Here is a 26,060-nt window from a genome sequence, read left to right as displayed (position 1 = left end):
ACTTTAGTACAAAAAGCTACAAACACCAACCTCTTGCATAAAACAACCACCTAAGTGACTAAATATGCAAACAAGTAAAGGTGTCTCAAAACATCCCATTATTAATGGCAAAGCCAAAAGCCAAGGATTTCCACTTAAAATACAACAAGATACAAATTTAACATTATAATTAACACGCTACAAAAACCTACAGAGAATCACTAACACCTGAGAATGCGATACCGTTATATATTATAACGCCATTTCATAATGGCACTAAAAATTATAATTATATCCGGAGAGAATATAGTGAAAAAACATAACGTCTCTATTGCATTGTTTACTGCCCTTTATGGGGCAGCAGCAATGAATGCAGCGGCAAGTTTGGCACCTAGTGAAATTATTCATTCATTAGAACAACCAAATTTAACCCAAGAGCAAATACAAAAAATACAAGCGGGAACATCAAATAACGTTTCCACTGGCTCTTTGCTTAAAAATGATGGCCTAAATGTTCAAATTAACTCTCAACAGAAAAAATTTGTTGAGGAAGCTGACATTACTGGTGAGCACATTTATGTAATTCGTTTAAAAGATCAACCAACCTCTTTATATAAAGGTGGTATTAAAGGGTTACAAGGAACTCACGTTGATTCATTAAAGAGCGACTTAGGTATCAACAGATTGTACAAAGCGGGAGAAGCGACTACCAACCGTATAACTGCATATAACAACTACCTTAAATATAAACAGTCAGCTGCAATTACAGCAATGAGTAAAGCTGTCGGGAGTAAAGAGGTACGTAAACAATTTACTACAGCAGTTAACGCATTTACGGTTGAAATGACTCAGTCAGAAGCAAAGCGCGTTTCACAATTACCTGAAGTAGCTTATATTCACCGTGCTAAAACCTATGAAATCCATACCGATGCAGGTCCTCAAAAAATCAGTGCTGACAAGGTCTGGATGGGACAAACTGAATCCGGTCTAGAGTACAAAGGTGAAGGTATCATAATGGGTATTATTGATACGGGTATCAATACCGACCACCAATCTTTTGCTGATGTCGGTGATGATGGTTATGATCATACTAACCCTTGGGGTGAAGGTGTCTATGTTGGTGCTTGCGCTGTAGAAGGCCAAGAAAATCTTTGTAACGATAAATTAATTGGTGTGCGTTCATACGACGTAATTACCGATGCTTTTGATGACATGATTCCAGGACACCCTGCTATAGGTGAAGATTACCAAGGGCATGGTTCTCATGTTGCCTCAACTTCAGCTGGTAATGTATTAAAAGATGTTGATTATTTACTACCAGACTTTAGCCAATCGGCTTCTGATGGTGTATTAGTGAAAGAAGACATGTTTACGCAAATATCAGGCGTAGCACCACATGCTAATATAGTCTCTTATCAAGTATGTCACGCTAGTAATGACTCTGGTTACTTAGGCTGTCCTTGGGAATCAATGATGGGTGGTATTGAAGATGCGATCAAGGATGGTGTCGACGTTATTAACTTCTCTATTGGTGGACAAGACAGCACCTCTCCTTGGGATGATGGCGTTGAACTTGGATTTTTAGCTGCCCGTGAAGCAGGTATTTCTGTTGCTGTTGCAGCAGGTAATGGTGGTCAACCATATGGTGCTGGTGAATTTTTTGGTTCAATTGATCATGCCTCACCTTGGCTAGCAAGTGTTGCTGCAACCACCCACGATCGAGAAATCGTTGTTGAAGCTAAATTAAACTTTGAAGGCTTTGCTACTGATGAAAGTGGTAATCCATTGGGCTCAGAAGAACCCCAATGGATCGATACAGGTCTAGTTGGTGGCTCAATCAATACAACAGAAATAACAGGTGTTGTTGTTTGGGCAAAAGACTATGCTGATGAGAATGGCAACAAAGATGGGGGGGGGTATTGTGGAACTCCTTACCCTGCTGGCACTTTCAATTTTTATAAAGATGGTTCTCCTATAGTAGGTGCTGCTGAAGGCGAAACGGATGTTATTGTAGTATGTCAACGCAATAACTTGTCAGATCCCAATGGCATTGCCAGAACCGCTAAGTCGGACAATATAAAAGCGGGTGGTGCCGATGGCTTTATAATGTATAACTATGCTAAAGGGGATAGTACACCGATAGTCTCTTACTCATTGCCTTCAATTCACTTAACCCGTGAAGCATGGGATGGTGAATATTTAGGATATAACCATCCTGATAATACCGATGGTTTAGAAGATTGGATTGACTCATATTCTGAAAAGGGTCATATGATCACCATAGGTAAAACGGTAATAGAAACTGAACATGATCCAGCAAATGGCGATTGGTTAGCAAGCTTCTCTTCTCGTGGTCCTAGTAGCTCAACGTCAGAAATGCTCATTCCGCAAATTTCAGCACCAGGTGTTAATATTTACGCGGCTTACGCTGATGAACACCCATTTACAGCAGCAGGTGCAAATACTGATTTTAGTGCTATTAGCGGTACTTCAATGGCTTCCCCTCATGTTGCTGGTGCAATGGCATTGATTCGTGAAGCTCACCCAGACTGGACTCCTACCGAAGTACAATCTGCTTTGATGTTAACAGCCGACAATGTAGTTAAATATCGTCGCTTAAATGAAAACGGTGGCGATGTTGCCGATGCCTTTATTTACCGAGCAGGTGCAGGTCGCATTAATGTGGCTGAAGCTATCGACACAGGTCTAATCATGGATGAAAGCGTTGAAAACTTTCGTGCTGCTAACCCTGGTAATGGTGGTCAAGTACATAGGTTAAACATACCACAGTTAGTTAACTTTGAATGTAAGCCTATCTGTCAATGGACCCGTACTTTCAAAGCAACAAAAGATGGTAGCTGGGAAATAGATCATGCCGATGTTGTTAACTGGAACTTCGATGTACGTAACCAAACAGCTCAAAATGGTGTAAATATTAAAGCAACGCCAAGTACATTCACTTTAAGCAAAGGAGAGTCACAAACGGTAGTTTTTGAGGCATCTATCATGGATACCCAAGACTTATTCTCTAATGCCGAAGTTGAATTACATTCTGATGTTATTTTAACTGAAATAACAGGAGCCAGCAGTGAAGCACATTTACCATTAGCGTTTAAGTTTAGCAAAAATGCTATGCCGGCCCGTTTACGCGCTGTTGCTCATCGCAATGAAGGTAGCTTTCAATTTAATGATATCGAATTACCTGCATTAGATGCGCCATACACACGAGTTTATGCTCCAGTTAAAGCCGATGTAAAAACAATTGCATTGCCTAAAGATGATGATAAGTGGTTCCCTTGGAGCATGAACTCAGATGAAACTATTCCCATGTCAGAGCGACTTGACGAAGCAACTCATATTGAAATGATCTCGGTGCCTGCCAATGCCAAACGTCTAATAGTTGAATCACAAGGGACTGTTGAATCACAGCTTGACCAGAGCTTTGATGTAGGTAATATCCTCGTTTACGTTGGTAAAGACTATAACGGCAATGGTAAAGCAGACCCATTTGAAGAAATATTGTGTGTGTCAAATCACATTATGTTTAATAATTTCTGTAATATTAACAATCCAGAAGAAGGTGAATACTGGGCTGTATTTTATAACAGCGGTAAATTAAATGGTACAACGCCTAAGTATCCAGATTTAGCTGATGAAGTATTTAGTTATGCTATTGCAGTTGTGACGGATAAAGAATCTAGTGAAATGTCATTAGCTGTAGAGCCAACCAACGGTGAAGACACAGTAAGTGCAACACTGAGTTATAACTTGCCAGATATGATGGAAGGCGATCTTTATTACTCTATGCTTGATTTTGGTACTTCTGAAGTTAATGCCGGTAATGTAGGTAAAGTTTCCTTTAAGCTTGAACGTGGCCAAGATGATGTGCACTTAGATGTGACTCAAACTAAAGCGCGAGCAGGTGATGTCATACCTTATACCTTTGAAGTACAGCCTAATGATACAGGTGCAGATCGTAGCTTTACGATCACAGCGAACATGCCTGAAGGGTTAAGCTTTTCTGCCGATGATGTAATGGCTTCAAGCGATATCGTTGAAGATATTTCAATTGAAGGTAACGTAGTAACTATCTCTGGTACTCAGCCTAATACAGCAAATATTAAAGCTAGCTACATTATGTCAACTAATGTTGAAGATGAAATGTGTCGTATGCCAAACTTTGGCAACAGCAACCCTGGCGGTTATGTTGATTTAGAAGAGTTTAACTTCCCTGCCATTTTTAGTGGCTTTAAAACGGGTGAAGATGAATACGGTAGACCTGCGGATAACAACATTTATTGGCGTGATGGCTTAGTTATTCCCGTCGCTTCAATCTTTAACGGTCGTTATGATTCGTTCCATCTATATAACAATTCCGATAAGTTGAACGTTTCTCCTGAAAACGCAATTAGCTTACGTGGTAACGGTTTGATGGATTTATGGGCTCAACCAACTTTCTGGCCATATCACTTTAACTTCCCATATGACTCGTTCCCTTATGAATCTATGGGGCCTATGTGGCGCTCGGTTAGCCCAGGCATGGCATCTGACATTATGAGTGTGCCGTTGAAAAACACTTATAAGGAAACTTCCGGTATTTCATTAGCGAGCACACAAACTGGTTGGGGGATTATCGAATACGATAATGCACGTTCATATACTTCAGCAGGCCGTGATTACTCATTGCCAGGACGTCCTTATAAGTGGGAAGAAAAAGATGACCGCTTTGATTTTGAAGTGATTTTCAATGTGAATACTCGCCACGGTAAAGGTGAACATGAGCTTTACTATGCTTATGACAATATTGACTTTGGCAGCCAAGATGGTCGTGGTTCAATAGGTTTACAAGGTTTTAGAGGACCTATTTACTCTCGTGGACCTATTTCAGGTGGTTATATGGGGAATAGCTTTGCCTATGATAACTTAGAGCAAAAAATTCACGATGGTTTAGTAGTTTGTTTTGATTACTATGGTCCTGAGTCTTCACAGTTTGAAGTAACTATTTGGACTAAAGTTAGTCGAGATGCAATTGGTACTGACCAAGTAATGACAGCAACAAGTTCTGTTGATGGTATGAGTGATTTCAATATGACCCACACCTTAATGACACCATCAAACATCGACATTACTATGATTAGCGATGTTGAAGTTGATGAGAACGAATCAGTTGATATTTCTGTTTATTATGCTGATAACTCTGAATTAACTACAGTAAACGAAATCATTATTTCTGGTGACAATGTTACAGGTAGTGCTTCAAGTCATAATTCAGGTTCAACGGTTACAATCATGCCTGATGCTAACTTCCATGGTGAAACAATGGTAACAATAACAGTTGCTGATATTGAAAACCCAATGGACAAAGCAAGCACAAGCTTCAAGTTAACGGTTAATTCTGACGGGGTTGAGCTAGGCTGTACTGACTCTTCGGCATCTAACTATGTTGCAAATGCAAACAAAGATGACGGTAGCTGTATGTACCCTACTCCTGTAGAAGAAACCAAGAAATCTTCTGGTGGTAGTATTGGCTTTGCTGCAGTGCTATTGATGTTAGTTGCAGGTCTACGTCGTAAAACAACAGTCGTGAAGTAACACATATCATTCTGTAAAAATGAAGTGGCTTTTAAGTTAGCCCCTTCATTCATTAAAGTCTAACTACACGCTAGTTAGACTTTTTATTTTGAAATCAAATAATACTTAAGCTATTCACACTCAATACAAAAGATAAAATATGACTGACTTCATTGAATTATACCCAAATGCCTTATCAGAAGAGTTCTGCAAAAACTTTATACAAAAGTTTGAAAAGAACCCAAATAAGTCACACGGGCAAACAGGTGGCGGTATCGATATGACTAAGAAATTCAGCCACGATATTTATTTAAACAAGACTCCTGAATTTCGAGATGACCTTCAAGTCATAACTCAGGCTTGCACTAAACATATTACTGACTATGTTTGTAAATATTTCTTTAGTTTGATAAGTGGTATTTCAATTACACTGAACCACCCTAAAACTCAACAACCTGTAATACTGACTGAAGATAATTTTGATGAGGTTGGCAAACCCAATGCATTAAACTTATTACGTTATTTATTTAGGTTAGCACCTATTAATGCCCAAAAGTATGATGTTAAAAAGGGAAACTACAGTTATTGGCACTCAGAAATATACCCTCAGCCAGAACACAACAACGCATTGCATAGGGTATTACTATTCCTAATCTATTTAAATGACGTCGATGAAGGTGGTGAAACTGACTTTTATTATCAGAACAGAAGCATAAAGCCCACTACTGGCACTATGGTTATAGCCCCTTGTGGTTTTACTCATACCCATAGGGGAAATATACCTGTATCAAGCGATAAATACGTACTTACCTCATGGGTTCTATTTAATCCTGCCAATAAAATCTATACAGGATAAAGCATTACTCCCTTAGTTATCATAATTGACTTACTGCTCTTTTTAATTGATTTAACAGCTCAGCGTTTAAAAACTCTTGCTGTATAACGTCAAAATTATCATAAAAACTTGGTATTGATAAACTGGCTTTTACATCAGCGCCAAAAAATGGTGCGGAGTTCACAGCAGAAGTTAGCACACTAGATGCACCTCCTGGCCCTGGTGATGTTGCTAATAAGATCATTGGTTTGTTTTGATATACCTTCATATCAATTCTTGATGTCCAGTCAAATAAGTTCTTGTATGCCGCAGTATAGGAGCCATTATGCTCAGCAAAAGCAACAACAATGGCATCTGCATACGCAATTTTACTATAAAATAATTTAGCCTTTTCAGGTATCCCTAACTCTTCTTCTCTATCTTGACTGTATATTGGCATTTCAAAATCATTAATATCTAATACTTCTACCTCAGCATCTTCTATTAATGAAGTAGCATATATAGCTAACTGTTTGTTAATTGATTTTTTACTGTTACTTGCTGCAAATGTTAAAACTTTCATAAATATCCCCTATTCATAATGTGACAGTAATTTCGCAATAAAAACTCTGCCTTTTCAATAAGGTTTAGTGTACATTACTAGTCAGTAATAATTAATAGGGCGAATATAGAATCACTTTTTCCATATGACTCTTAATACAAAACTATTTGATGGTGTCGTAATTTTTTGTCAAGTTGTAAAGCACAAAGGTTTTTCAGCTGCCGCAGAATCGACGGGTCACTCAACATCCTACATCAGTAAAGAAATAAACAAGTTAGAAGCTCGCTTAGGCTTAAGGTTACTTCAAAGAACGACTCGCTCTATCAGCTTAACTGCAGAGGGAGAAATTTATTTTCAGCAGTGTAAGCAGCTCGTTTCTGATGCCGAAAACGCGTTGGGTATGATGACTCAAAGCCATGTTGCCCCTAAAGGCCGCTTGCGTATAAGCTGCCCTGTTGCGTTTGGTACTAAGCAATTACAGCCAATTATATCTCAATACGCTCAACTTTATCCTCAAGTAGAACTAGAGTTAGATTTAAATGATCGGCATATTGATGTTATCCAAGAAGGTTATGACCTTGCTATTAGAGCAACAGGTCAACTTGAAGAATCCAGCCTAATATGTAAAAAAATCTATCAATGTGAAGCATTTACTCTTGCATCAAAAGGATTCATAGAGAAATATGGCAAACCTACAAGCCCACTAGAATTAGCAGATTATTCTTGTATTTGTTATGCCAACATGAAAAGACCAAGTCGTTGGCATTACCAATCACTTACAGGAGACAACATACAGGTTGAGGTAAATCAGGCGATATTATCTAATAATGCCCAAATGCAATTAGCTATGATGCAAGATGGTAACGGTATTTGCCGTTTACCAGAGTTTTGTCTTGATAATGACACGCTAGCAACAGCAGTAACACTGTTTGAAGATTATAAAAAACCTATTATTAGCGTTTATGTTGTCTATCCTAGTAAAAAGTATCTTTCTCCAAGAGTTAGAGGCTTTATCGATTTATTGTCCAGTAAACAGAATCGTGACTACATTAAAGCATGAAATTTGTAGCAGAGAAGTAAATATATAAACAACTTGATAACAATAATCTTCCTATTAAGCTTAGTTTATTGTTTTATCTATAATTAATAACTATTTTTTACACCTTTTCTGCAATGTGTCTATACTTATTAGGGTGATAAAATGGAGACCTTTATGGATAAGTTTTTACAAGCAGCAATAAATGAAGCTAAACAAGGTAAGAAAAGTGGTGGCATCCCCATTGGATCTGTTCTCGTATTAGATGGAAAAATTGTTGGTCGAGGACATAACCAAAGAGTGCAAAAAGGTAGTTCAGTTTTGCATGCAGAGATGGATTGCTTAGAAAACTCAGGTAGGCTAAAAGCTAGTGATTATCAACGTGCGACGCTCTACTCCACCTTATCACCTTGTGATATGTGTAGTGGTGCAATACTACTTTATGGGGTACCTAAAGTAGTGATAGGAGAAAATAGAACATTCCAAGGGCCTGAAGCGTATCTCAAATCTCGTGGCGTGGAGCTTGTAATTGAAGACAATAATGAGTGTTACCAACTAATGGAATCCTTTATTGAGCAAAACCCTAAGTTGTGGGATGAAGATATAGGCGAATAAATTGACTCAAGAACTTAATACCACTATTCATCATAAAAAATGACGTTGATGTTAAAAAAAATAATTTTACTACAGTGTTTTCTATTACTTTCTATTGCTAAGCTTTCAGCAGCCGAGCAAGTTTTAGTCGGTGGTTATATTTTCCCACCGTTTGTAGAAAAAAATGAACAAGGCAAGCCGTCAGGCATTACACTTGACCTTCTTAAATCACTTAATAAAATTCAGAGTGAATTTCATTTTAGTTTTGTCTTAACAAGTGCTCGAAGAAGATACATAGCATTTGAGCAAAAACAATTTGATGTTCTATTCTTTGAAAGTATGCTTTGGGGTTGGCAAAAGGCCCCTATTGAGGCATCAAAAGTTTTTCTTACTGGTGGTGAGGTTTTTATCGCCTTGAAAGACAAAGCTAAAAATCAAGATTATTTTGCTAACCTCAACAACAAATCCATTTCAGCTATGTTAGGTTACCATTATCAATTTGCTGATTTTAATTCAGAGCCAAACTTCTTACGTTCTAAATTCAACATTCACCTTTCTACCGATGAAAAAATGAATATTCAATTAGTGTTATTAAATCGAATGGATATCGCCATTGTTACTAAATCTTATTTAGACAGATTTTTATTAGAAAACCCATCAGCGAGGGCTAAATTATTAATTTCAGATAAGATGGATCAAACATATAAGCACACCGTTTTAGTGAGAAATAATATTTCTCCCTCTGTCAGTAAAATAAATGAGCTATTAAATAAACTCATTGAGTCAGGTGAATTCAAAAACGTTTTAAATAAATATGGGATCACCCCTTAACTTTTCCCCCTTCGTAAACCAAGCAATTATAATTATTTAAATTCCTCCTTTTAAAAAGGAGCTTGAATCTTTACACGCTTATAAACGAGGGATTTTAAATTGATTGTAATTTAGCGTCTACCAATTATAGGGCAAGATGCTTTAGCAAGTTATTTAATAGTGTCAGGGTGTTAAGTCAGAATTTTAAAATAGTGATGGTACCCGGGGACGGACTTGAACCGTCACGCTCTTACAAGCGAGGGATTTTAAATCCCTTGTGTCTACCAATTCCACCACCCGGGCAATGCTATCTAATGATAGAGGATAGTAATTTTTAAAGTAAGCTTGGCACCTACTTCATATCGATATTAATTAACAACAAGCGCTAAGTTAAAATAAATATGTTTGGAAATTTGGAGCGGCTAACGAGACTCGAACTCGTGACATTCACGTTGGCAACGTGATGCTCTACCAGCTGAGCTACAGCCGCTTCGTAGAGTTCCTCAACAGATAGAAATGGTACCCGGGGACGGACTTGAACCGTCACGCTCTTACAAGCGAGGGATTTTAAATCCCTTGTGTCTACCAATTCCACCACCCGGGCATTGCTATCTAATGATAGAGGATAGTATTTTTATAGTAAGCTTGGTACCTACTTAGTAATATCTTATTAATTGGAGCGGCTAACGAGACTCGAACTCGTGACATTCACGTTGGCAACGTGATGCTCTACCAGCTGAGCTACAGCCGCTTCATAAGAGCTATACTTTTTTAGTGATTCGCCAAACTTTTGCCAAAAAGATTGGAGCGGCTAACGAGACTCGAACTCGTGACATTCACGTTGGCAACGTGATGCTCTACCAGCTGAGCTACAGCCGCAGATCACTTAAACTATGAACACTCTTCCTAGTACACTAAAAAGAAGCGCGCATTCTAGCGTAAAATATATACTTTAACAACTAGGAACATGCCTTAAATCTCAACTGAATGTTGATGAAATGGTACCCGGGGACGGACTTGAACCGTCACGCTCTTACAAGCGAGGGATTTTAAATCCCTTGTGTCTACCAATTCCACCACCCGGGCAAAATGGAGGCGGGTCCCGGAGTCGAACCGAGGTCCACGGATTTGCAATCCGCTGCATAGCCACTCTGCCAACCCGCCATTTTATCAACAACCGAGTTGAGGTATATCCTTGTTACTCCTTGTTTAACAAGAAGTTATTGGAGCGGCTAACGAGACTCGAACTCGTGACATTCACGTTGGCAACGTGATGCTCTACCAGCTGAGCTACAGCCGCTTCACTTAGTTGACTACCCTGTCAACGGAAACGCATTCTACATCGAAATATTTTCCAGTCAACCCTTAAATTCTTTTTTTATTTCGACTGGTCAAAAAGCGAGTTATTTGCTGATTTTTTAGCTAAAATCAACTTAATTCAATTGTTCCTAGATAATTGCTTAGCTTTTTTGCTCTCTTAACTCCGGCCAAGCAGCTTTAAAATAACTTATTAAAGAAGATACCGTTAAAATAGTTGCGACGACAAAGAAAAAGTAAGCCGCATAATTAATGACTTCATGGGGTAATTTGAAGAAGATTAACGGGATATCATAATTTGGCTGCCAAATAAGCCCCATAATACCGAGCATTTGCGCTGCAGTTTTATATTTCCCCATATTCGATACTGCGATTACATCGCGTTTACCACGTGAAGACATAAACTCGCGTAAAGCGCTAATAAAAACCTCTCTAGAAATCATAATGATTGCAGCAATTGAAACCCACCATGATTGATAATCCTGAGCTATCATAACAAGTGCTGCTACCACCATTAACTTATCAGCAACAGGGTCAATAAAAGCACCAAAGGATGAAGACTGGTTTAGTTTCCTTGCCAAATAACCGTCTAAAGCATCACTTACCGATGCCGTCCAAAAAACGGCAAAAGCACCAAAATTGCTCCAAGAAAGAGGAAGATAGAAAACCAACAGGAAGATAGGGATCAAGATGATCCGAAAAAGTGTTATTTGATTAGGTATTGTCCACATTACTTTTCACTACAAGTACTTTTACTTTATTTTACACAGTTTATGAATCACTTGTCATGCAATGCATCATAAATATTTTGCGCAAGCACTTTGCTTATTCCTGGCACCTTTTCAAGTTGCGAAATATCTGCTTGCATAACTTCTTGCATACCACCTAAAAATTTTAAAAGGCTTTGGCGTTTTTTTGCTCCTATACCTTCTATCATTTCTAATTGTGATTTTTTACTTACTTTTTGTCTTTTCGCTCGATGACCAGAGATTGCAAACCGATGTGATTCATCTCGAATATGTTGAACCAAATGCAGCGCTGGTGATGTTGCTGGTAAGGAGATGAGTTGATGGCTTCCTGCCAAAATTAACGTTTCTAAACCAGGCTTTCGAGACTCGCCCTTTGCTACCCCCACCAATAAGGGTGTTTTAGCGAAATTTATTTCATTAAAAAAATCTTCTGCTTTTGCTAACTGCCCTTTACCTCCATCAATAAATACAATATCAGGCATATTTTCCATGCTGGCTAATTTGCCATACCGCTTTCTGAGCGCAAAAGCCATAGCAGCGTAATCATCACCAGGTGTAATACCATGAACATTATAACGCCTATAATCAGTTTTTAATGGCCCTTCTTGATTAAAAACGACATTTGATGCAATGGTTTGCTGGCCCATTGTGTGGCTAATATCAAAGCATTCAATACGTTGAATGCCATTATCTAACTCGAAAACCTCATTCAAAGCAGCAAATCGTGCCTGCATCGACTCTTTATGACTGTTTCTAGTAATTAGTGCTGTTTGGGCATTAGTTGTAGCTAGCTTTAAATACTGTGCCCTTTCAGAGCGTATACGTGTTGATATTTTTACATCATATTCTGCTTGTTCAGACAGCAGTAAACTTAATTCATCAACTTGCTCTATTTGATGACCTATTACGATTTCTTTAGGAATACTTCCTTGTAAAGGTTCATGATTTAAATAATGTTGACTTACAAAAGCTTGCAGTATTTCACTATCAGTAGTTTCACTTGGTACAACTGGATAAAAACTTTTACTACCAAGAATTTTATGATCGCGAATACAAAGTAAATGAACACAAGCTTGAGAATTTATACGATACAAACCAACAACATCCATTTCTGCCGCAACGCCACTTACATGCTGTTGTTGCTGAATCTTACGTAAGGTAGCAATTTGATCTCGGTATTTAGCAGCTTGTTCAAAGGCTAAGTCATTACTCGCCTGTTCCATACGTGAAACGAGTTGCTCAATAACTTTTGAGCTTTTTCCTCTTAAAAACAACTTAGCCAATTTAACTTGTTCTTGATAATCATCAGTTGATATTTTATCAACACACGGTGCTGAACAACGCCCTAACTGATATTGTAAACAAGGGCGAGAACGTGCTCGATAATAACTATCTTCACATTGCCTAATAGGAAATATCTTCTGCATCAAGCGTAAGCTTTCCCATACTGCACCAACTGTTGGATATGGGCCAAAGTATTCTCCTTTGACTTTTTTACCACCGCGATGTGCGCCTAATTTAGGATGCTTATGATCAGTAATAAGTAAATAGGGATAGGTTTTATCATCACGAAGTAATATGTTGTACTTAGGTTGATATTTTTTGATGTAGTTATTTTCAAGAATAAGTGCCTCGCCCTCGGTATGAGTAACGGTAACATCTATTGCACAAATTTGTTTAACCAGCGCCTTCGTTTTTACTGAGCCAACATCTTTTCTGAAATAACTCGACAAACGTTTTTTTAACTGCTTTGCCTTACCTACGTATATAACCTCTTGTTGCAGGTTATACATACGATAAACACCAGCTTGCTCTGTTACTGAAGCAAGAAAAGCAGCCGAGTCGAAGTTATTAACCACGTTTTCATTACTATCTTGTTCAACTTGCTCAGCGTGATCAATCTGCGTTGAAGGTGGATTATTAACTTGATCTGACAAAATTAGAGTTTTTCTGTTTTTAACATACCGTGGCGTATTGCTAAATGCGTTAGCTCTACGTCATTACTCACGCCAAGCTTTTCAAACATGCGATATCGATAACTATTGATTGTCTTAGTACTTAATACCAAATGTTCTGAGATATCAGGTACTTTTTCACCACGAGTAATCATTAACATAATTTGTAGTTCACGATCAGACAAAGCATTAAAAGGATTTTCTTCTACTGATTTAAACTGACTTAATGCCATTTGTTGAGCAATTTCTGTGGTTAAATAACGTTGACCACTATTAACAGCTCTTATGGCATTAACCATTTCATCAGGTCCTGCTCCTTTCGTTAAGTAGCCTGATGCGCCCATTTGCATCACTTTAGTTGGGAAGGGGTCTTCACTATGAACCGTTAACACGATAACTTTTACGTCAGGAGAAATGCGCAATATCTTTTTCGTGGCTTCTAATCCTCCCATACCAGGCATATCCATATCCATGAGGATAACGTCAACATCTGTTTGACGACAAAATTTAATAGCATCTTCACCAGTATCACATTCACCAATAACTTTAAGCCCTTTTACGTCGCTAAGTATCTTATTAATGCCTGTTCTCACTAACTCATGATCATCTACTAATAAAACGTTTATCAATGGTTTCGCCTTTTCTTTTTAAAATGATTATCTTACTTACGTTCATTAACATTCGTAGGACTATAACGCATCAATGATACGTATTTAAGAAATTAATGTACCATTGCCCTTTCTAAGTGTAAAACCTTTATAACTTCTAGAGCTTGTTATTTTTTAGCCAGCTATTTAGCAGACCAATCTGACCATTTTTGTAGGCTGCATAGGTTAGCCTTACAGCATTACTTAAAATAACACTATCAGACCAATTAGTTTGTTCACTAATTAATTTATAACACTCTTTTGCTTCTGGAGATAAGTAGCCACGCATTTCTTGCAAACCGCGTTCCTTTTGCCTCTCACGGTAGCGCTTTTGCTTTTCTGCATTGCTCATTGCCTTTCTTTCTTGTTTAGGCTCGATTTGATTCATTTAGGTTAACTCTTATTTGCCAGTAGGCTGTCTGATAGCAACATTATATACACATCTTTTCGTAAAGGAATATCGCCTCTAAAATTCTTGCACATCAAAATCATCTAGCAGCAAAAAGTCGACTGTAGCAATGCGCGTACAAAGCAGAGTTTGATTTTCATCAAAATATTTTATTTTTTTAACTGTTCAGAGTTGTTTAGTGTACAAGCGTACGCTAAAGTAGCGACCTAAATTTATTATCGGGTATCAGCTCTATTATGGCGATGGCACAACAAAACTCATATAGCAAAGAAGATTTAATTAAAGCCGGCACAGGCGAAATGTTTGGTGAAGGTAACTCTCAACTCCCTTCAGACAATATGTTAATGATGGATCGTATCGTTACTATCACAGAAGAAGGTGGCGAACATGGTAAAGGCTATATCTTAGCTGAATTAGATATTACGCCTGACTTATGGTTTTTTGACTGTCACTTTAAGGGTGATCCTGTTATGCCTGGTTGTCTTGGTCTTGATGCAATGTGGCAATTAGTGGGCTTCTTTTTAGGTTGGTCTGGTGGTCCAGGCAAAGGACGTGCTCTTGGCGTGGGCGAAGTTAAATTTACTGGTCAAATCTTACCTACCGCAAGTAAAGTAACCTTCAAAATAGATATGAAGCGTGTTATTAAGCGTAAATTATTCATGGGCCTTGCAGATGGCAGCGTCAGTGTTGATGGTCGTGAAATATATACTGCTAAAGACTTAAAAGTTGGTTTATTTACCGATACAACTAGCTTCTAATCAATTTTAGTTTGAATTATATGAAATAAACCCAGCATATGCTGGGTTTATTATTTTATTGGCTATATTAATAAACTGCGTAAGCGTTTACTTGAATAGGCCTTGTTGTTTGTCTTCTATGGCTGCTCGCCATCCACCTAACCATTGTGATTTAATTGCATTACTTTGGTAAGGGCAATGTTCTTTAGAACGTCCGGCTATTCCTGCTTGATAACCCTTAGTGTGAGCCCTATCTTGGCGATCGCGTTTCTGCCTTTTCATCATGTATACACGCTCCTTAATTGCTTCCACTGTTTTTGAAATTAAACTATCGATAGGTTACTTTAAGAATAGTCAACAATAGTTAAAAAACAATCAGCAGCATTGGAATACTAGCCCTGACTCCATTAAGTAGATGAAAACAGTTATCTTTATTTCAATAAATTTTTTATTAGTCTAGTGCGTAAGTTGCACCAAGAAAAATCATCTATCACAAATAAAAAAAGCACTCAGTGAGTGCTTTTTAACGAGTTAGTTTTATAACAATGAAATAAAACTATTTTTTATTTAACGTTCTACGACGAAATAGTGTTAACGCAAAAATTGCCCATAGAGCAGTAATACCAATGCTAGCACCTTGACGTTTTACTTTCTCTTCAACAACAGAGCAATCTTCTATCTCACCTTCGATTGGTTCTAGAACTACAGCACGTACAACATCTTCTTTAACAGGGTTACCTTCATCATCAAGCACAAGTTCACCTTTGGAGTCATAGCGATCGCTTGAAATAATTGCGGTAGCAGAAATAACATTCTCATCGTTAATATCTCGAGCTTCTAAAATAGTATAGGGACTATCACAACCAACGAGATCATTAACGTTACTAAAGACATCATTATTAATATCATATAAAAATGCGGCGGTTCTACGTGGATTTGAAGGGCTATCATTATGGGTTTCTACTTGACCATCACCTACGATAAAGCCATTTTCATTAACCGCGTAAGCAGTACTGTCTGAAGTCGTAAAGAAATCATCAGGTGTAATAATTTCAATAGTATCTTTAGGCTTAGCGGTATCTACATAGAAAAACTTCTTTGTACCTCTTTCATTGTATATATACCCTACCGCAATACCGTTATCATTAATATCATACGCCTTTGAGACTGCCCCCGAATACGGGTAAACATTATTCTTCTGGTTAAAATCAAATACCTCACCATCTTTATACATCACAGCATACGCAGTATAAGTGCGCTGGTTGCTTGCTGGTTCTGTTACATTTTCATCATACCAGCCATCGGCAAAACCAACCGCGACACCATGATTATTTACCGCTGTAGCATAACTTGAATGGGTTCTTTCATCATCTGGGTGTGGTTCAATTAATAAACCTAATTGCTCAGTAATTATTTCACCGTCAGGAGAAACTGATGCTTTATAGGCCATTTTATGATACATATCAGCTTGAAAGCGCTGAACACAAACTTCAAATGGCATTAAGTTTAAAATACCACTACTTCGACAATCACCATCGCCTGTTCCTTCAATAGTATTTCTGACAAGGTATTCATTTAATTTGAAACTGACATAACCAACTGCGGTATTATTATCATTAATATCGATAACCGTCGATAAACCACCACCATATTGGGTTTCTATAGGCTCTACTGGGACAATTTGTGCACCGTTATCAAAAGAGAAAAAGCCGCGTTGACCAAAATCTCTAATCCAATAGTTCCTGATATTACCATTGCTATCCGTAAATGGCTCCATAGGCAAATAAGGCGCACTACCCGAGCCATAAGCAACACCTGAATCTGTGGTGCCTGAGATAATATCGAAAGTAGAACGGGTTAATTGTTCAGTCCCCTCAAATGGCACATCAAATATCGTGAACTGCTCAGTTACCGAGTTTCCACCTAAATTTACCATAGCGACAGTATCTGCAAATTTTTGATATTCATCTAATTTACGGTTGTGTCTTCTACCCGCTCCGTAAGTATCATCGTCTAACCACTTGATAATCCATGATAAGTCGTTAGCCGTTGGGTTGCCAGCGACCATCGCATCATAATCTTCTAAATCTTCCAACTCATGATATTGCTCATGAAATGTTTCAGCATATCGCTCAATATCTTGAAAATTAAGCTCATCTAGATAGTCAAACTGTACAGGTAGGTTATATAATTTTGCCCCTGATATGGCTAGCACACCATTATTATTTTGATGTTGCGCATAAGTATATTTAAGCTCATCGACAACGTTTTTATCTACCACTCTATAAGTAGCTGCTTGTGCAGTTGTAATTAAACCTGCACTAAATGCACTGACAATACCTAGTGCAATAAAATTCTTTCCAAAATGCTTCATTATTACTTCTTAACTCAATCTTTAGATTATTTGTTGAAAATACGCGGTGATGACTTCAAGTTATTGTTTTTTAGACTATAACTCATCTAATTCTTGCCACTTAGTATAAGCAAGGTCAAGTTTTGACTCACTTTCTGCTAGCTGGTTCAATATTTTTTGACTTTGTTCGCTGTCTTGATTAAAAAAATCAGCTTGGTTAATTTGATCTTGTAAAGATTCAATTAAAGTTTCAAGATCATCAATTATTTCAGGAAGCTCTTCAAGCTCTTTCTTTTCTTTATAAGATAACTTCTTCTTTATCGTCTTTTGTTGATTATTAGTCACATTAGACGTTTGGCCTTTTTCCTGTGATTTATGGACTTTATTAACTTCTGATAATTGTGCTTGTCTTTGTTGTTCTTTCTGCGCTAAGTAACTGTCAACATCATCATAACCACCAACAATCTGATTTATATGACCTGTTCCATCGAAATAAAGGCAAGTGTTTACACAATTATTAACAAAATCACGATCATGGCTTACTAAAATAACGGTTCCTGCATAATTTGCAACGACTTCTTCTAAAAGTTCTAATGTTTCTATATCAAGATCGTTTGTTGGTTCATCTAAAATCAATAAATTACTTGGCTTTAAAAACAATCTCGCCAGTAATAATCGATTTTTCTCACCACCAGAAAGTGCTCTTACCGGAGTACGTGCGCGCTTGGGGCTAAAGAGAAAATCTTGTAGATAACCAAGAACATGGCGTGATTTACCATTTACCATGACTTCCTGTTTACCTTCACCAACAATTTCTTGTACAGTTTTATTTATATCTAATGCTTCACGGTGTTGATCAAAGTAGGCGACATCTAAATTAACGCCAGAGCGCATCTTACCACTGGTAGCGGCAAGCTTTTCCATAATCAATTTAATAAGCGTCGATTTACCAGTACCATTTGCACCAATTAACGCTAACCTATCATTTCGGTTAATTAATAAATTTAGATCTTTAATCACGACTTTATCATCAAAGGCAACGCTGACATGTTCAGCTTCAAAGACTAATTTACCTGAACGCTCACCTTGACTGATTGTCATGCTGCCTTGAGTTTTCACTTCTCTGCGGGCTTTTCTTTCTAAACGCAGTTTTTCTAGCGCCCTTACACGTCCTTCATTTCTTGTGCGTCTAGCTTTGATACCTTGTCTTATCCAAACTTCTTCCTCTGCAAGGCGCTTATCAAACAAGGCATTTTGCTGCTCTTCTACTTGCAAGTCATGCTGCTTTTGCTCGATATAAAGATCGTAATCACCAGGGTAGCTTTTTAACTTACCTCTATCTAAATCTAATATACGTGTTGATAAGCCTCGAATAAATGCCCTGTCATGACTAATAAAGATAATAGTGCCACTGAAATCTTTTAAGAATTTCTCCAACCAAAGAACACTATCGATATCTAAATGGTTAGTAGGTTCATCAAGTAACAAAATATCGGGTGAAGTCACTAATGCCTTTGCTAGGGCTAATTTTCGCAACCATCCTCCTGACAAGTCACATATCTTATCGTCAGGGTTTAAAGCAAGCGTACTCATTACTTGTTCAATTTTTTGTTCATCTTGCCAAGCGCCAGCTTGTTCAAGATCTTCTTGCACTTTAGATAATTTTTCTAAATTTGCTTCACTAGGGTCTTCTGCTATTAAGTTAATTAAACCATGATAACGCTTTATTAACTCAGCATTGGCTTTTACGCCTTGGGCAATATAATCAAAAACACTTACATTAGATGATTCAGGAGGGTCTTGTTCTAACATGGCCATTTGCATGGTATTAGATTTCAATATTTGGCCATCATCAAGCTTCTGTAAGCCCATGATAACTTTCATCAAGGTCGACTTACCTGCGCCATTCTTACCAACCAAACATATACGTTCATTGCTTTGTACGCTTAGTTCAGCTTGATCTAAAATTTTACCTTCACCAAAAGCAAGTTCACCATTGGCGATTCTGAATAATTCCATATTTTTTAACTTATTTATTTAAAGTAGTTTTTGAAAATAACTGTGCAAATGTAATGACGTTAAAGCAACGCCTTAACCTGTTTTTCATCAAAAGGCCAAAACAGTTTCTTATGATCTGACAACCTTTCTAAAACAGGTATGTGGACACCATATAGCTCAACTAATGTTAACGATTCATGAGCAACATTTTCGGTTTCAATAATATCGATTTGCTCATAACTGCCATGGGGCAATTGTGTTTTACAAAGCGCCAATGCTTGTTCACATAAGTGGCAGCCTTCACTACCATATAAGTTATACTTTATTGATGTCATGAATTATGTTCTCTCACTCATTTTTTGCGAGTAATTGACCAGCTATTATGAATATGTTTATTACGAGCAAAGTCTTTATCTCGTGTTACATCTGATAAATTTTCTGCTTTCAATCCTAAAGTGTCCATTGCTTCAAAGTCCATTTTAAAATTACGCTTGTTGTTAGTGAAGAATATTTCACCCTCTGGGGTTAAACACTTCAATGCATCAGTTATCAAAGCGACATGATCACGTTGAACATCAAAGCTGTCTTCCATTCTTTTTGAGTTTGAAAACGTTGGCGGGTCAATAAATATTAAATCGAATTGCTTAGTATTTTTTTTCAGCCAATCTAAACAATCAGCTTGGATAAACTCATACTTATGGCCAGATAACTTGTTTAAAGCAAAGTTATCCTGTGCCCAGCTTAAGTAAGTATTCGACATATCTACCGTGGTTACAGAGTTTGCGCCATGTAATGCTGCTTGAACAGACACTGAACCTGTGTATGCAAACAAGTTTAATAAGCTCTTATTTTTTGCTTTCTTAGCCACAATCTGACGTGTTTTTCGATGATCTAAGAATAAGCCTGTATCAAGGTAATCCCATAAATTAATTTTAAACAAAGCACCGTGCTCATTCACCGTAAGTGCTTGTTTAGACTTATCGAGACGCTGATATTGGTTTCGCCCCTTTTGCTTTGCACGTGTTTTTAACACCACTTTATCTGTGGTGATATCTAACACTTTAGGAGCCCAATAAATAACTTCTTGTAATCTTTTGGCGGCCTTTTCTGCATCGATAGATTTAGGTGCGGCGTATTCTTGAATAACTAGATATTCGTTATAAATATCAATAGCAACATTGTATTCAGGAATATCACCATCGTAAAGGCGATAAGAATTGATTTGACCTGACTTCAACCAGCCTTTTAATGATTTTCTGTTTTTCTTTAATCGATTGGCAAAGGCACTGTCTTGCTCAGCAAAATTTGATTGTGGTGTTGTAGAGTCTTTTTCAAGCTGCTTTTCATCAATATTATAAAGCGCAAGTTGGCAATCCAGAGGACCGTTTTTGAATTTGTAGCGTTTAAAGCTTGAAAGCTTAAGCATAGCTAACAAATCAACATTGGCTGTTAAAATAGCAACACGCCAATCCATGAACTGTGCCTTTAGTTTTTGTCCAAATAAGACAAAGCTTTCAACTAGTTCAGGTAATTCACCAATTCGTTCACCATAAGGAGGGTTAAATAAAATGGTGCCACCTTGACCAAAGGTATTATTCATTTTATTAGTGTCTTTACAGCTAAACTCAATAAATCGCTGCAGTTGAGCATTACGAGCATTTTGCTGAGCCGTTTTTAATACTCTTGAATCGATATCTATACCGAAAACTTTTACATTAAGCTGCTCTAAAGAAGTCGCTGATTGCTCTATGGCGTTATTTAACTCTTGCTGCCATAACGCTTCATCATGCATCTTCCAAACATCAAAACCCCATGTGGCTCTTTCAATTCCTGGGGCTTGTTTTGCTGCCATAGAAACAGCTTCAATTAAAATAGTACCTGAACCGCACATTGGGTCAACTAAAGGCTTTGTTGTATCAGTCAACCAACCAGATCGAATAATAAGCGCCGCGGCTAAATTTTCTTTTAAAGGCGCCGCGCCGGTATGTTGTCTATATCCTCGTTGAAACAACCCGCGGCCAGAAAAGTCCAAATAAAGACTAATTTGATCTTTGAGTAACCTAGCCTGGAAACTAATTTCAGGAGATTTTTTATCAACATCTGGACGCTCTAGTCCTTGCTCTCTAAACTGATCTACAATGGCATCTTTGATGGTTAAACCACCAAATTGACTATTTCTTATCTCATCACTATATCCAACAAAATCAATAGCAAAGCTATGATGACTATCAAAATGCTCTACCCAATTGATACTTGAAGCCGTTTGAAATAATTCATCTTTATTTTTTGCCTCGCCTTCACCAATTTTTAACATAACTCTGGTGGCAAGCCGTGTCCAAAGAGAAATGCGATAACCTAATTCAAGAGAGGCTTTAAAGTAAACCCCTTCTGGCTTTTGAACAACATGTTCACCGCCAAGGTTTTCAATTTCATTTACTAGTAATACTTCAATACCTGGTGAGGTTAAAGCTAGAAAGTTTTGCATAGTGCATTTCCCAATTAAACAATAGCGCGATTATATACCTAAAGCAGGCATGACAGAAACAAAACTTAAAGGATTAGGTCAGTATCGTATGAGTTAAACAACTAAATAGCCTATAATTAACCCACAACGTAGAACATTTATACAAATAGCCAATAGTTTCAAAAAACAGCTTGCTTTATCGCGCAGCACTCCTTAATATACGCCTCGCTTTCAAGCAGTGATAATTTTACTGATAAAGCGTTTCTTGAACTAAGAAATAAAATAAGTTCAGCTTTTATCTTTTGATAAACATTCGGACGCGGGATGGAGCAGCTTGGTAGCTCGTCGGGCTCATAACCCGAAGGTCGTTGGTTCAAATCCAGCTCCCGCAACCAATTTTTCATAGAAAGTATGGCCGTTAGTTCACTTTTCATAAAGCAAGAGCTTTCGCACCAATTCTTAAGTACAGAATTAAAACAGGCTTAGCTTTTTATCTTTTGATAAACATTCGGACGCGGGATGGAGCAGCTTGGTAGCTCGTCGGGCTCATAACCCGAAGGTCGTTGGTTCAAATCCAGCTCCCGCAACCAATTTTTAGCTATTCTCTAATAATAGAATTAAAAAACTTATTAGCTTTCTTGATAAACTCTTATCAAGTCATTCGGACGCGGGATGGAGCAGCTTGGTAGCTCGTCGGGCTCATAACCCGAAGGTCGTTGGTTCAAATCCAGCTCCCGCAACCAATTTTTTCATAGCATAGAAAGTATGGCCGTTAGTTCACTCTTCATAAAATAAAAGCTCCCGTAACCAATTCATTTTAGAAAACATGGTCGTTGGTTCACTTTTCATAAAATAAGAGCTCCCGCAACCAATTCATCATAGAAAACATGGCCGTTGGTTCACTCCTCATAAAATAAGAGCTCCCGTAACCCATTCATCTTAGAAAACATGGCCGTTGGTTCACTCTTCATAAAATAAGAGCTCCCGTAACCCATTCATCTCAGAAACATGACAGTTGGCTCACTCTTCATAAAATAAGAGCTCCCATAACCAATTCATTTTAGAAAACATGGCCGTTGATTCACTCTTCATAAAATAAAAGCTCCCGCAACCAATTCATCTTAGAAAACATGGCCGTTGGTTCACTCTTCATAAAATAAGAGCTCCCGTAACCAATTCATTTTAGAAAGTATGGTCGTTGGTTCACTCCTCATAAAATAAGAGCTCCCGCAACCAATTCATCTTAGAAAACATGGCCGTTGGCTCACTCTTCATAAAATAAAAGCTCCCGTAACCAATTCCTCACTTTCACTTACTTTATAGCAAAAACAGTATTAATCCGCCTAAACTATTCAAGTTTAAATGGTATAGTTAATTAATTATCACAAACGACTAATTTCATAAATAATTTCATGAAAATATTCTTCACCTGCACATAATTTAACAGATGGAAATTCGGCTCTATTAGGCGAATCAGGCCAAAATTGTGCTTCTAAACAAATACCTTGCTTAGGCAGAAAGGGATCGGATAGATAGTTACCTGTATAGACTTGCAGTCCAGGTAAAGTGGTATATACCGATAATTTTAACTGACTTTTAGGAGAAATTAGCTGCGCAGCAAGCTCAAGTGCATGTTGATGTTGATGTTGATGTTGAACATTAAGAGTAAAACAATGGTCTATGCCATTAGCTATTTTTATTTGCTCATGATCACTACAAAGCGAATGTTCAATAAGCTTGAACTCACTATAATCAAACGCCTTGTGCTCACTCAATGATTGTTTTATTAAAGGTATGCCGTTTTCATCAATTGGTAGAAATGCTTCTGCTTCAATTTTCAACTGATGTTCATTAATGCTAAGAGAGTTTTCTTCTAGATTAAAGTAACAATGATTCGTCAAATTAACCACGGTGTCTTTATCTGAAAAAGCCCTGTAACTAAGATAGACTTTATTATTACTTACCCGTATTCGATGCCAAACTTCTAAGGTACCAGGAAAGCCTTGATCGCCATCTTCTGAGATAATGTGAAGTTCAATTTCACTATCGGTAATTTCAGTTACCGACCAAAGGCGTTTACTGAAATTATTTTCTCCACCATGTAAACAGTGTGGTAGTTGATTAACACTAAGTTGGTGAGTATGTTCATCTAAAGAAAACTTACCGTTTTTTATTCTGTTAGCATATCTACCGACTGTAGCCCCAAGATAAAAATCATCGGATAAGTAATCATTTATATCTGAATAACCAAGGGTTAATTCTTTATTTTGAAAGCAGATGCTTGTTATCGTCGCTCCCTTGGGGATAACGGTAACTGTAAGCCCCATACCATCCGAAACTTGGTACTTCTTCATCATATTAACATTTTACCTTTGCAGTACTAAGTTCTCAGCACACTTAAAATAAACTACTTATTAGGTTGTCTTTTAAAATTATCAGTTTATAAAGTTTCTTTAGATATTTTCACCAAAAATCATCTCATCTGGTTACTTGGCAAAATAATATCCATAAGACATCTCATGAATCGCACTATTAAGTAACCTATTGAGTTTATCGAAGTTTTCTTGTGACATGTTAGGCTTTACAGCAACATATACACCATTACTGTAACCATGAAAATATGAACAAGCCAATTCTTTGAACTCTGTATTTTCTTGATGATATACCTGTACAGGACTTGGATGATAGAAAGCATCAATTCGGCCCCGCTGAGTCAGATCAATTCCTCTTTTTATTGAGTTATCACCAATCAAAGGAACTAACACTGCTTGTGAATTTTTTAATGCGCTAACGACAGGAGTTCCAACAGGTGCCCCGACAGTTAAGTGCTTAAATTGATGGGTGGCACTCAGAATGGGAATAAAGTTCTCTTTTCTAAAGCATAAACCGGGCATAGCATGAAACAAAGGCGACGTTAATACTTTTATTTCTTCATGTAATTCATCATAAGGAAGCAATAGTTCGATATTACCTTTTTGTAATTCAACAATTGCTCTGCCTCTTGGTAGTTGTGTTATTTCAATATCATAGCCCTCTTTCGTAAAAACAGAGGAGATATACTTAATAAGCTTTCCTTCAATTTTTGAGCCTTGAAAAGTTATATGAGGCGGGTATTCAATTACACCAATATTAATGCTTTTAGTTACTGCCTGTTGCGAAATCACCTTTTGAGAAAACAATAAAAATACAACCCAAAGGATGAATAAAGAACTATTTTTCAATATAAAGTACTCATAAATATTACAGTGCTACTCTAACACTGACTTTTCAATTGAAATACTAACTCCACCACCAAAGTCGTTTAGTGTCCAGTTTTCCATTTCAAAGCCTGTCATATCAATATTTGTCCATTCCTCTTTATCTTTTCCTGCATTTAAGGGATTGTGCTCCATGGAACCATGACATTTCAAACAATAAGGCGCCATAGGCAAAGGCGTAAATTGTCTATAAGCGGGTTTGTCATTAATTATGGCTTGCTCATCATAATAAATCTCTGGTTTTTCTATTATTTTCGCCATGACTTTACTTTCCCATTGATCAGGAATATTTAGTACATTTCTTATATCTTCTTTGGTTCGAGTAAACTTAATTTTTAAACCTATTCCTTTAGTTGCTAATTTTGCCGATAACTGAGCAGCGAATATAGCGGGAATAATACCTTTAAAACCAATGTCTTCATCATTAAACAGCATTTTATTATCTTCCATTACCTCTACCATAGATTGCACTAGCAATTGCTTAAGCTTATGATCTAATAAAGGAAATTCTTCGTTATGCTTTTGTTGATAAGTTGCCTTGATATTATCTATAAATTTATCACCAAATAACGCCTCTTTATTACCGCCTTTTTGATTTATCAGAGGTTGGTTTAAAAAAATAAATGTCATTGAAGACATGTACATTTTAGTGATTTCGTTAAGTATGATTTTTTCGAATGATAAGTTAGCTTGGCTAGCAAAAGTAACCAAGCAAAAAAGAAAGGGTATAATACGATAAAATTGACTGGTATTTTTTTTCAACGCACCAACCTTAAAAATGCATAAGCAATTAATTAGACTTAATATA

Annotated in this window: 19 protein-coding genes and 11 tRNA genes; 9 read left to right on the top strand and 21 right to left on the bottom strand. The window is 37.3% G+C overall.

Translation table 11 applies throughout. From position 1 onward, the window contains the following. Positions 1 to 288: 288 nt before the first annotated feature. Positions 289 to 5,571 carry a S8 family serine peptidase gene (locus tag EPA86_RS18465; protein ID WP_281284883.1) on the top strand — a complete coding sequence of 1,761 codons (5,283 nt, stop codon included), beginning with the start codon at positions 289 to 291 and terminating at the stop codon, positions 5,569 to 5,571. Between the two features lie 139 nt (positions 5,572 to 5,710). Then, the gene (locus EPA86_RS12380; RefSeq protein ID WP_140604044.1) at positions 5,711 to 6,406 is read left to right on the top strand and encodes a 2OG-Fe(II) oxygenase; all 696 of its coding nucleotides are present in this window, start codon (positions 5,711 to 5,713) and stop codon (positions 6,404 to 6,406) included. Positions 6,407 to 6,425: 19 nt separating this feature from the next. Here EPA86_RS12380 and EPA86_RS12375 read toward each other — a convergent pair whose 3' ends face one another. After that, positions 6,426 to 6,947 (bottom strand): NADPH-dependent FMN reductase, encoded by a 522-nt coding sequence (locus EPA86_RS12375; protein WP_140604042.1) that lies wholly within the window; start codon positions 6,945 to 6,947, stop codon positions 6,426 to 6,428. A gap of 124 nt (positions 6,948 to 7,071) precedes the next feature. On the opposite strand from EPA86_RS12375, the gene EPA86_RS12370 reads away from it, so the two are divergent. The 3 genes from EPA86_RS12370 (at position 7,072) to EPA86_RS12360 (ending at position 9,387) form a co-directional block, all read left to right on the top strand. After that, positions 7,072 to 7,986, top strand: coding sequence for a LysR family transcriptional regulator (locus EPA86_RS12370; protein ID WP_140604040.1), 915 nt, complete (start codon positions 7,072 to 7,074; stop codon positions 7,984 to 7,986). A gap of 153 nt (positions 7,987 to 8,139) precedes the next feature. After that, complete coding sequence (locus tag EPA86_RS12365; protein WP_140604038.1) at positions 8,140 to 8,577, top strand: nucleoside deaminase; 438 nt, start codon at positions 8,140 to 8,142, stop codon at positions 8,575 to 8,577. Positions 8,578 to 8,625: 48 nt separating this feature from the next. Continuing rightward, complete coding sequence (locus EPA86_RS12360; protein ID WP_170309649.1) at positions 8,626 to 9,387, top strand: substrate-binding periplasmic protein; 762 nt, start codon at positions 8,626 to 8,628, stop codon at positions 9,385 to 9,387. A 195-nt stretch (positions 9,388 to 9,582) separates the two neighbouring features. Here the strand turns inward: EPA86_RS12360 and EPA86_RS12355 are convergent. The 12 genes from EPA86_RS12355 to EPA86_RS12300 form a co-directional block, all read right to left on the bottom strand. Then, a tRNA-Leu gene (locus EPA86_RS12355) sits at positions 9,583 to 9,669 on the bottom strand. A gap of 111 nt (positions 9,670 to 9,780) precedes the next feature. Beyond that, a tRNA-Gly gene (locus EPA86_RS12350) sits at positions 9,781 to 9,856 on the bottom strand. 27 nt (positions 9,857 to 9,883) lie between these two features. Continuing rightward, a tRNA-Leu gene (locus EPA86_RS12345) sits at positions 9,884 to 9,970 on the bottom strand. Between the two features lie 71 nt (positions 9,971 to 10,041). After that, a tRNA-Gly gene (locus EPA86_RS12340) sits at positions 10,042 to 10,117 on the bottom strand. A gap of 52 nt (positions 10,118 to 10,169) precedes the next feature. Continuing rightward, positions 10,170 to 10,245, bottom strand: a tRNA-Gly gene (locus tag EPA86_RS12335). A gap of 120 nt (positions 10,246 to 10,365) precedes the next feature. Continuing rightward, positions 10,366 to 10,452, bottom strand: a tRNA-Leu gene (locus EPA86_RS12330). Between the two features lie 4 nt (positions 10,453 to 10,456). Then, positions 10,457 to 10,530 (bottom strand) — tRNA-Cys (locus tag EPA86_RS12325). A gap of 60 nt (positions 10,531 to 10,590) precedes the next feature. Further along, a tRNA-Gly gene (locus tag EPA86_RS12320) sits at positions 10,591 to 10,666 on the bottom strand. A 160-nt stretch (positions 10,667 to 10,826) separates the two neighbouring features. Beyond that, entirely contained in the window at positions 10,827 to 11,414 is a 588-nt protein-coding gene (gene pgsA / locus EPA86_RS12315) for a CDP-diacylglycerol--glycerol-3-phosphate 3-phosphatidyltransferase (protein WP_140604034.1), read from the bottom strand. Positions 11,415 to 11,461: 47 nt separating this feature from the next. Continuing rightward, complete coding sequence (gene uvrC / locus EPA86_RS12310) at positions 11,462 to 13,291, bottom strand: excinuclease ABC subunit UvrC (protein ID WP_140604348.1); 1,830 nt, start codon at positions 13,289 to 13,291, stop codon at positions 11,462 to 11,464. 80 nt (positions 13,292 to 13,371) lie between these two features. Further along, positions 13,372 to 14,016, bottom strand: a complete 645-nt coding sequence (gene uvrY, locus EPA86_RS12305) for a UvrY/SirA/GacA family response regulator transcription factor (RefSeq protein WP_140604032.1) — start codon at positions 14,014 to 14,016, stop codon at positions 13,372 to 13,374. A 136-nt stretch (positions 14,017 to 14,152) separates the two neighbouring features. Next, positions 14,153 to 14,422, bottom strand: a complete 270-nt coding sequence (locus tag EPA86_RS12300; RefSeq protein ID WP_140604030.1) for a hypothetical protein — start codon at positions 14,420 to 14,422, stop codon at positions 14,153 to 14,155. A gap of 263 nt (positions 14,423 to 14,685) precedes the next feature. On the opposite strand from EPA86_RS12300, the gene fabA reads away from it, so the two are divergent. Beyond that, positions 14,686 to 15,201, top strand: a complete 516-nt coding sequence (fabA, locus tag EPA86_RS12295) for a bifunctional 3-hydroxydecanoyl-ACP dehydratase/trans-2-decenoyl-ACP isomerase (protein ID WP_140604346.1) — start codon at positions 14,686 to 14,688, stop codon at positions 15,199 to 15,201. Positions 15,202 to 15,288: 87 nt separating this feature from the next. Here fabA and rmf read toward each other — a convergent pair whose 3' ends face one another. From rmf to rlmKL, 5 genes are all read right to left on the bottom strand, one after another. Further along, positions 15,289 to 15,462 carry a ribosome modulation factor gene (gene rmf / locus EPA86_RS12290; protein WP_140604344.1) on the bottom strand — a complete coding sequence of 58 codons (174 nt, stop codon included), beginning with the start codon at positions 15,460 to 15,462 and terminating at the stop codon, positions 15,289 to 15,291. Between the two features lie 274 nt (positions 15,463 to 15,736). Continuing rightward, positions 15,737 to 17,554 carry a DUF3466 family protein gene (locus tag EPA86_RS12285; RefSeq protein WP_140604028.1) on the bottom strand — a complete coding sequence of 606 codons (1,818 nt, stop codon included), beginning with the start codon at positions 17,552 to 17,554 and terminating at the stop codon, positions 15,737 to 15,739. Positions 17,555 to 17,629: 75 nt separating this feature from the next. Next, the gene (uup, locus tag EPA86_RS12280; protein ID WP_140604026.1) at positions 17,630 to 19,552 is read right to left on the bottom strand and encodes an ATP-binding cassette ATPase Uup; all 1,923 of its coding nucleotides are present in this window, start codon (positions 19,550 to 19,552) and stop codon (positions 17,630 to 17,632) included. Between the two features lie 59 nt (positions 19,553 to 19,611). After that, entirely contained in the window at positions 19,612 to 19,866 is a 255-nt protein-coding gene (locus EPA86_RS12275; protein WP_140604024.1) for a glutaredoxin family protein, read from the bottom strand. Between the two features lie 17 nt (positions 19,867 to 19,883). Beyond that, positions 19,884 to 22,016: a bifunctional 23S rRNA (guanine(2069)-N(7))-methyltransferase RlmK/23S rRNA (guanine(2445)-N(2))-methyltransferase RlmL gene (gene rlmKL / locus EPA86_RS12270; RefSeq protein WP_140604022.1), complete on the bottom strand. Its 2,133-nt coding sequence runs from the start codon at positions 22,014 to 22,016 to the stop codon at positions 19,884 to 19,886. Positions 22,017 to 22,313: 297 nt separating this feature from the next. On the opposite strand from rlmKL, the gene EPA86_RS12265 reads away from it, so the two are divergent. The 3 genes from EPA86_RS12265 to EPA86_RS12255 all read left to right on the top strand — a co-directional run bounded on the left by EPA86_RS12265 (position 22,314) and on the right by EPA86_RS12255 (position 22,738). After that, positions 22,314 to 22,390, top strand: a tRNA-Met gene (locus EPA86_RS12265). Positions 22,391 to 22,508: 118 nt separating this feature from the next. Further along, a tRNA-Met gene (locus EPA86_RS12260) sits at positions 22,509 to 22,585 on the top strand. Between the two features lie 76 nt (positions 22,586 to 22,661). Continuing rightward, a tRNA-Met gene (locus EPA86_RS12255) sits at positions 22,662 to 22,738 on the top strand. 639 nt (positions 22,739 to 23,377) lie between these two features. Here EPA86_RS12255 and EPA86_RS12250 read toward each other — a convergent pair. From EPA86_RS12250 to EPA86_RS12240, 3 genes are all read right to left on the bottom strand, one after another. Further along, a complete protein-coding gene (locus EPA86_RS12250) occupies positions 23,378 to 24,352 on the bottom strand; it encodes an aldose epimerase family protein (protein ID WP_140604020.1) in 975 nt (324 codons plus the stop codon). A gap of 129 nt (positions 24,353 to 24,481) precedes the next feature. After that, positions 24,482 to 25,216, bottom strand: a complete 735-nt coding sequence (locus EPA86_RS12245) for a type 2 periplasmic-binding domain-containing protein (RefSeq protein ID WP_170309648.1) — start codon at positions 25,214 to 25,216, stop codon at positions 24,482 to 24,484. Positions 25,217 to 25,243: 27 nt separating this feature from the next. Next, positions 25,244 to 26,014, bottom strand: a complete 771-nt coding sequence (locus tag EPA86_RS12240) for a Tll0287-like domain-containing protein (RefSeq protein WP_140604016.1) — start codon at positions 26,012 to 26,014, stop codon at positions 25,244 to 25,246. Between the last annotated feature and the right edge of the window lie 46 nt (positions 26,015 to 26,060).

The organism is Litorilituus lipolyticus (assembly GCF_006439335.1).
Lineage (GTDB): Bacteria > Pseudomonadota > Gammaproteobacteria > Enterobacterales > Alteromonadaceae > Colwellia > Colwellia lipolytica.
This window is presented reverse-complemented; position numbering and strand designations above follow the sequence as displayed.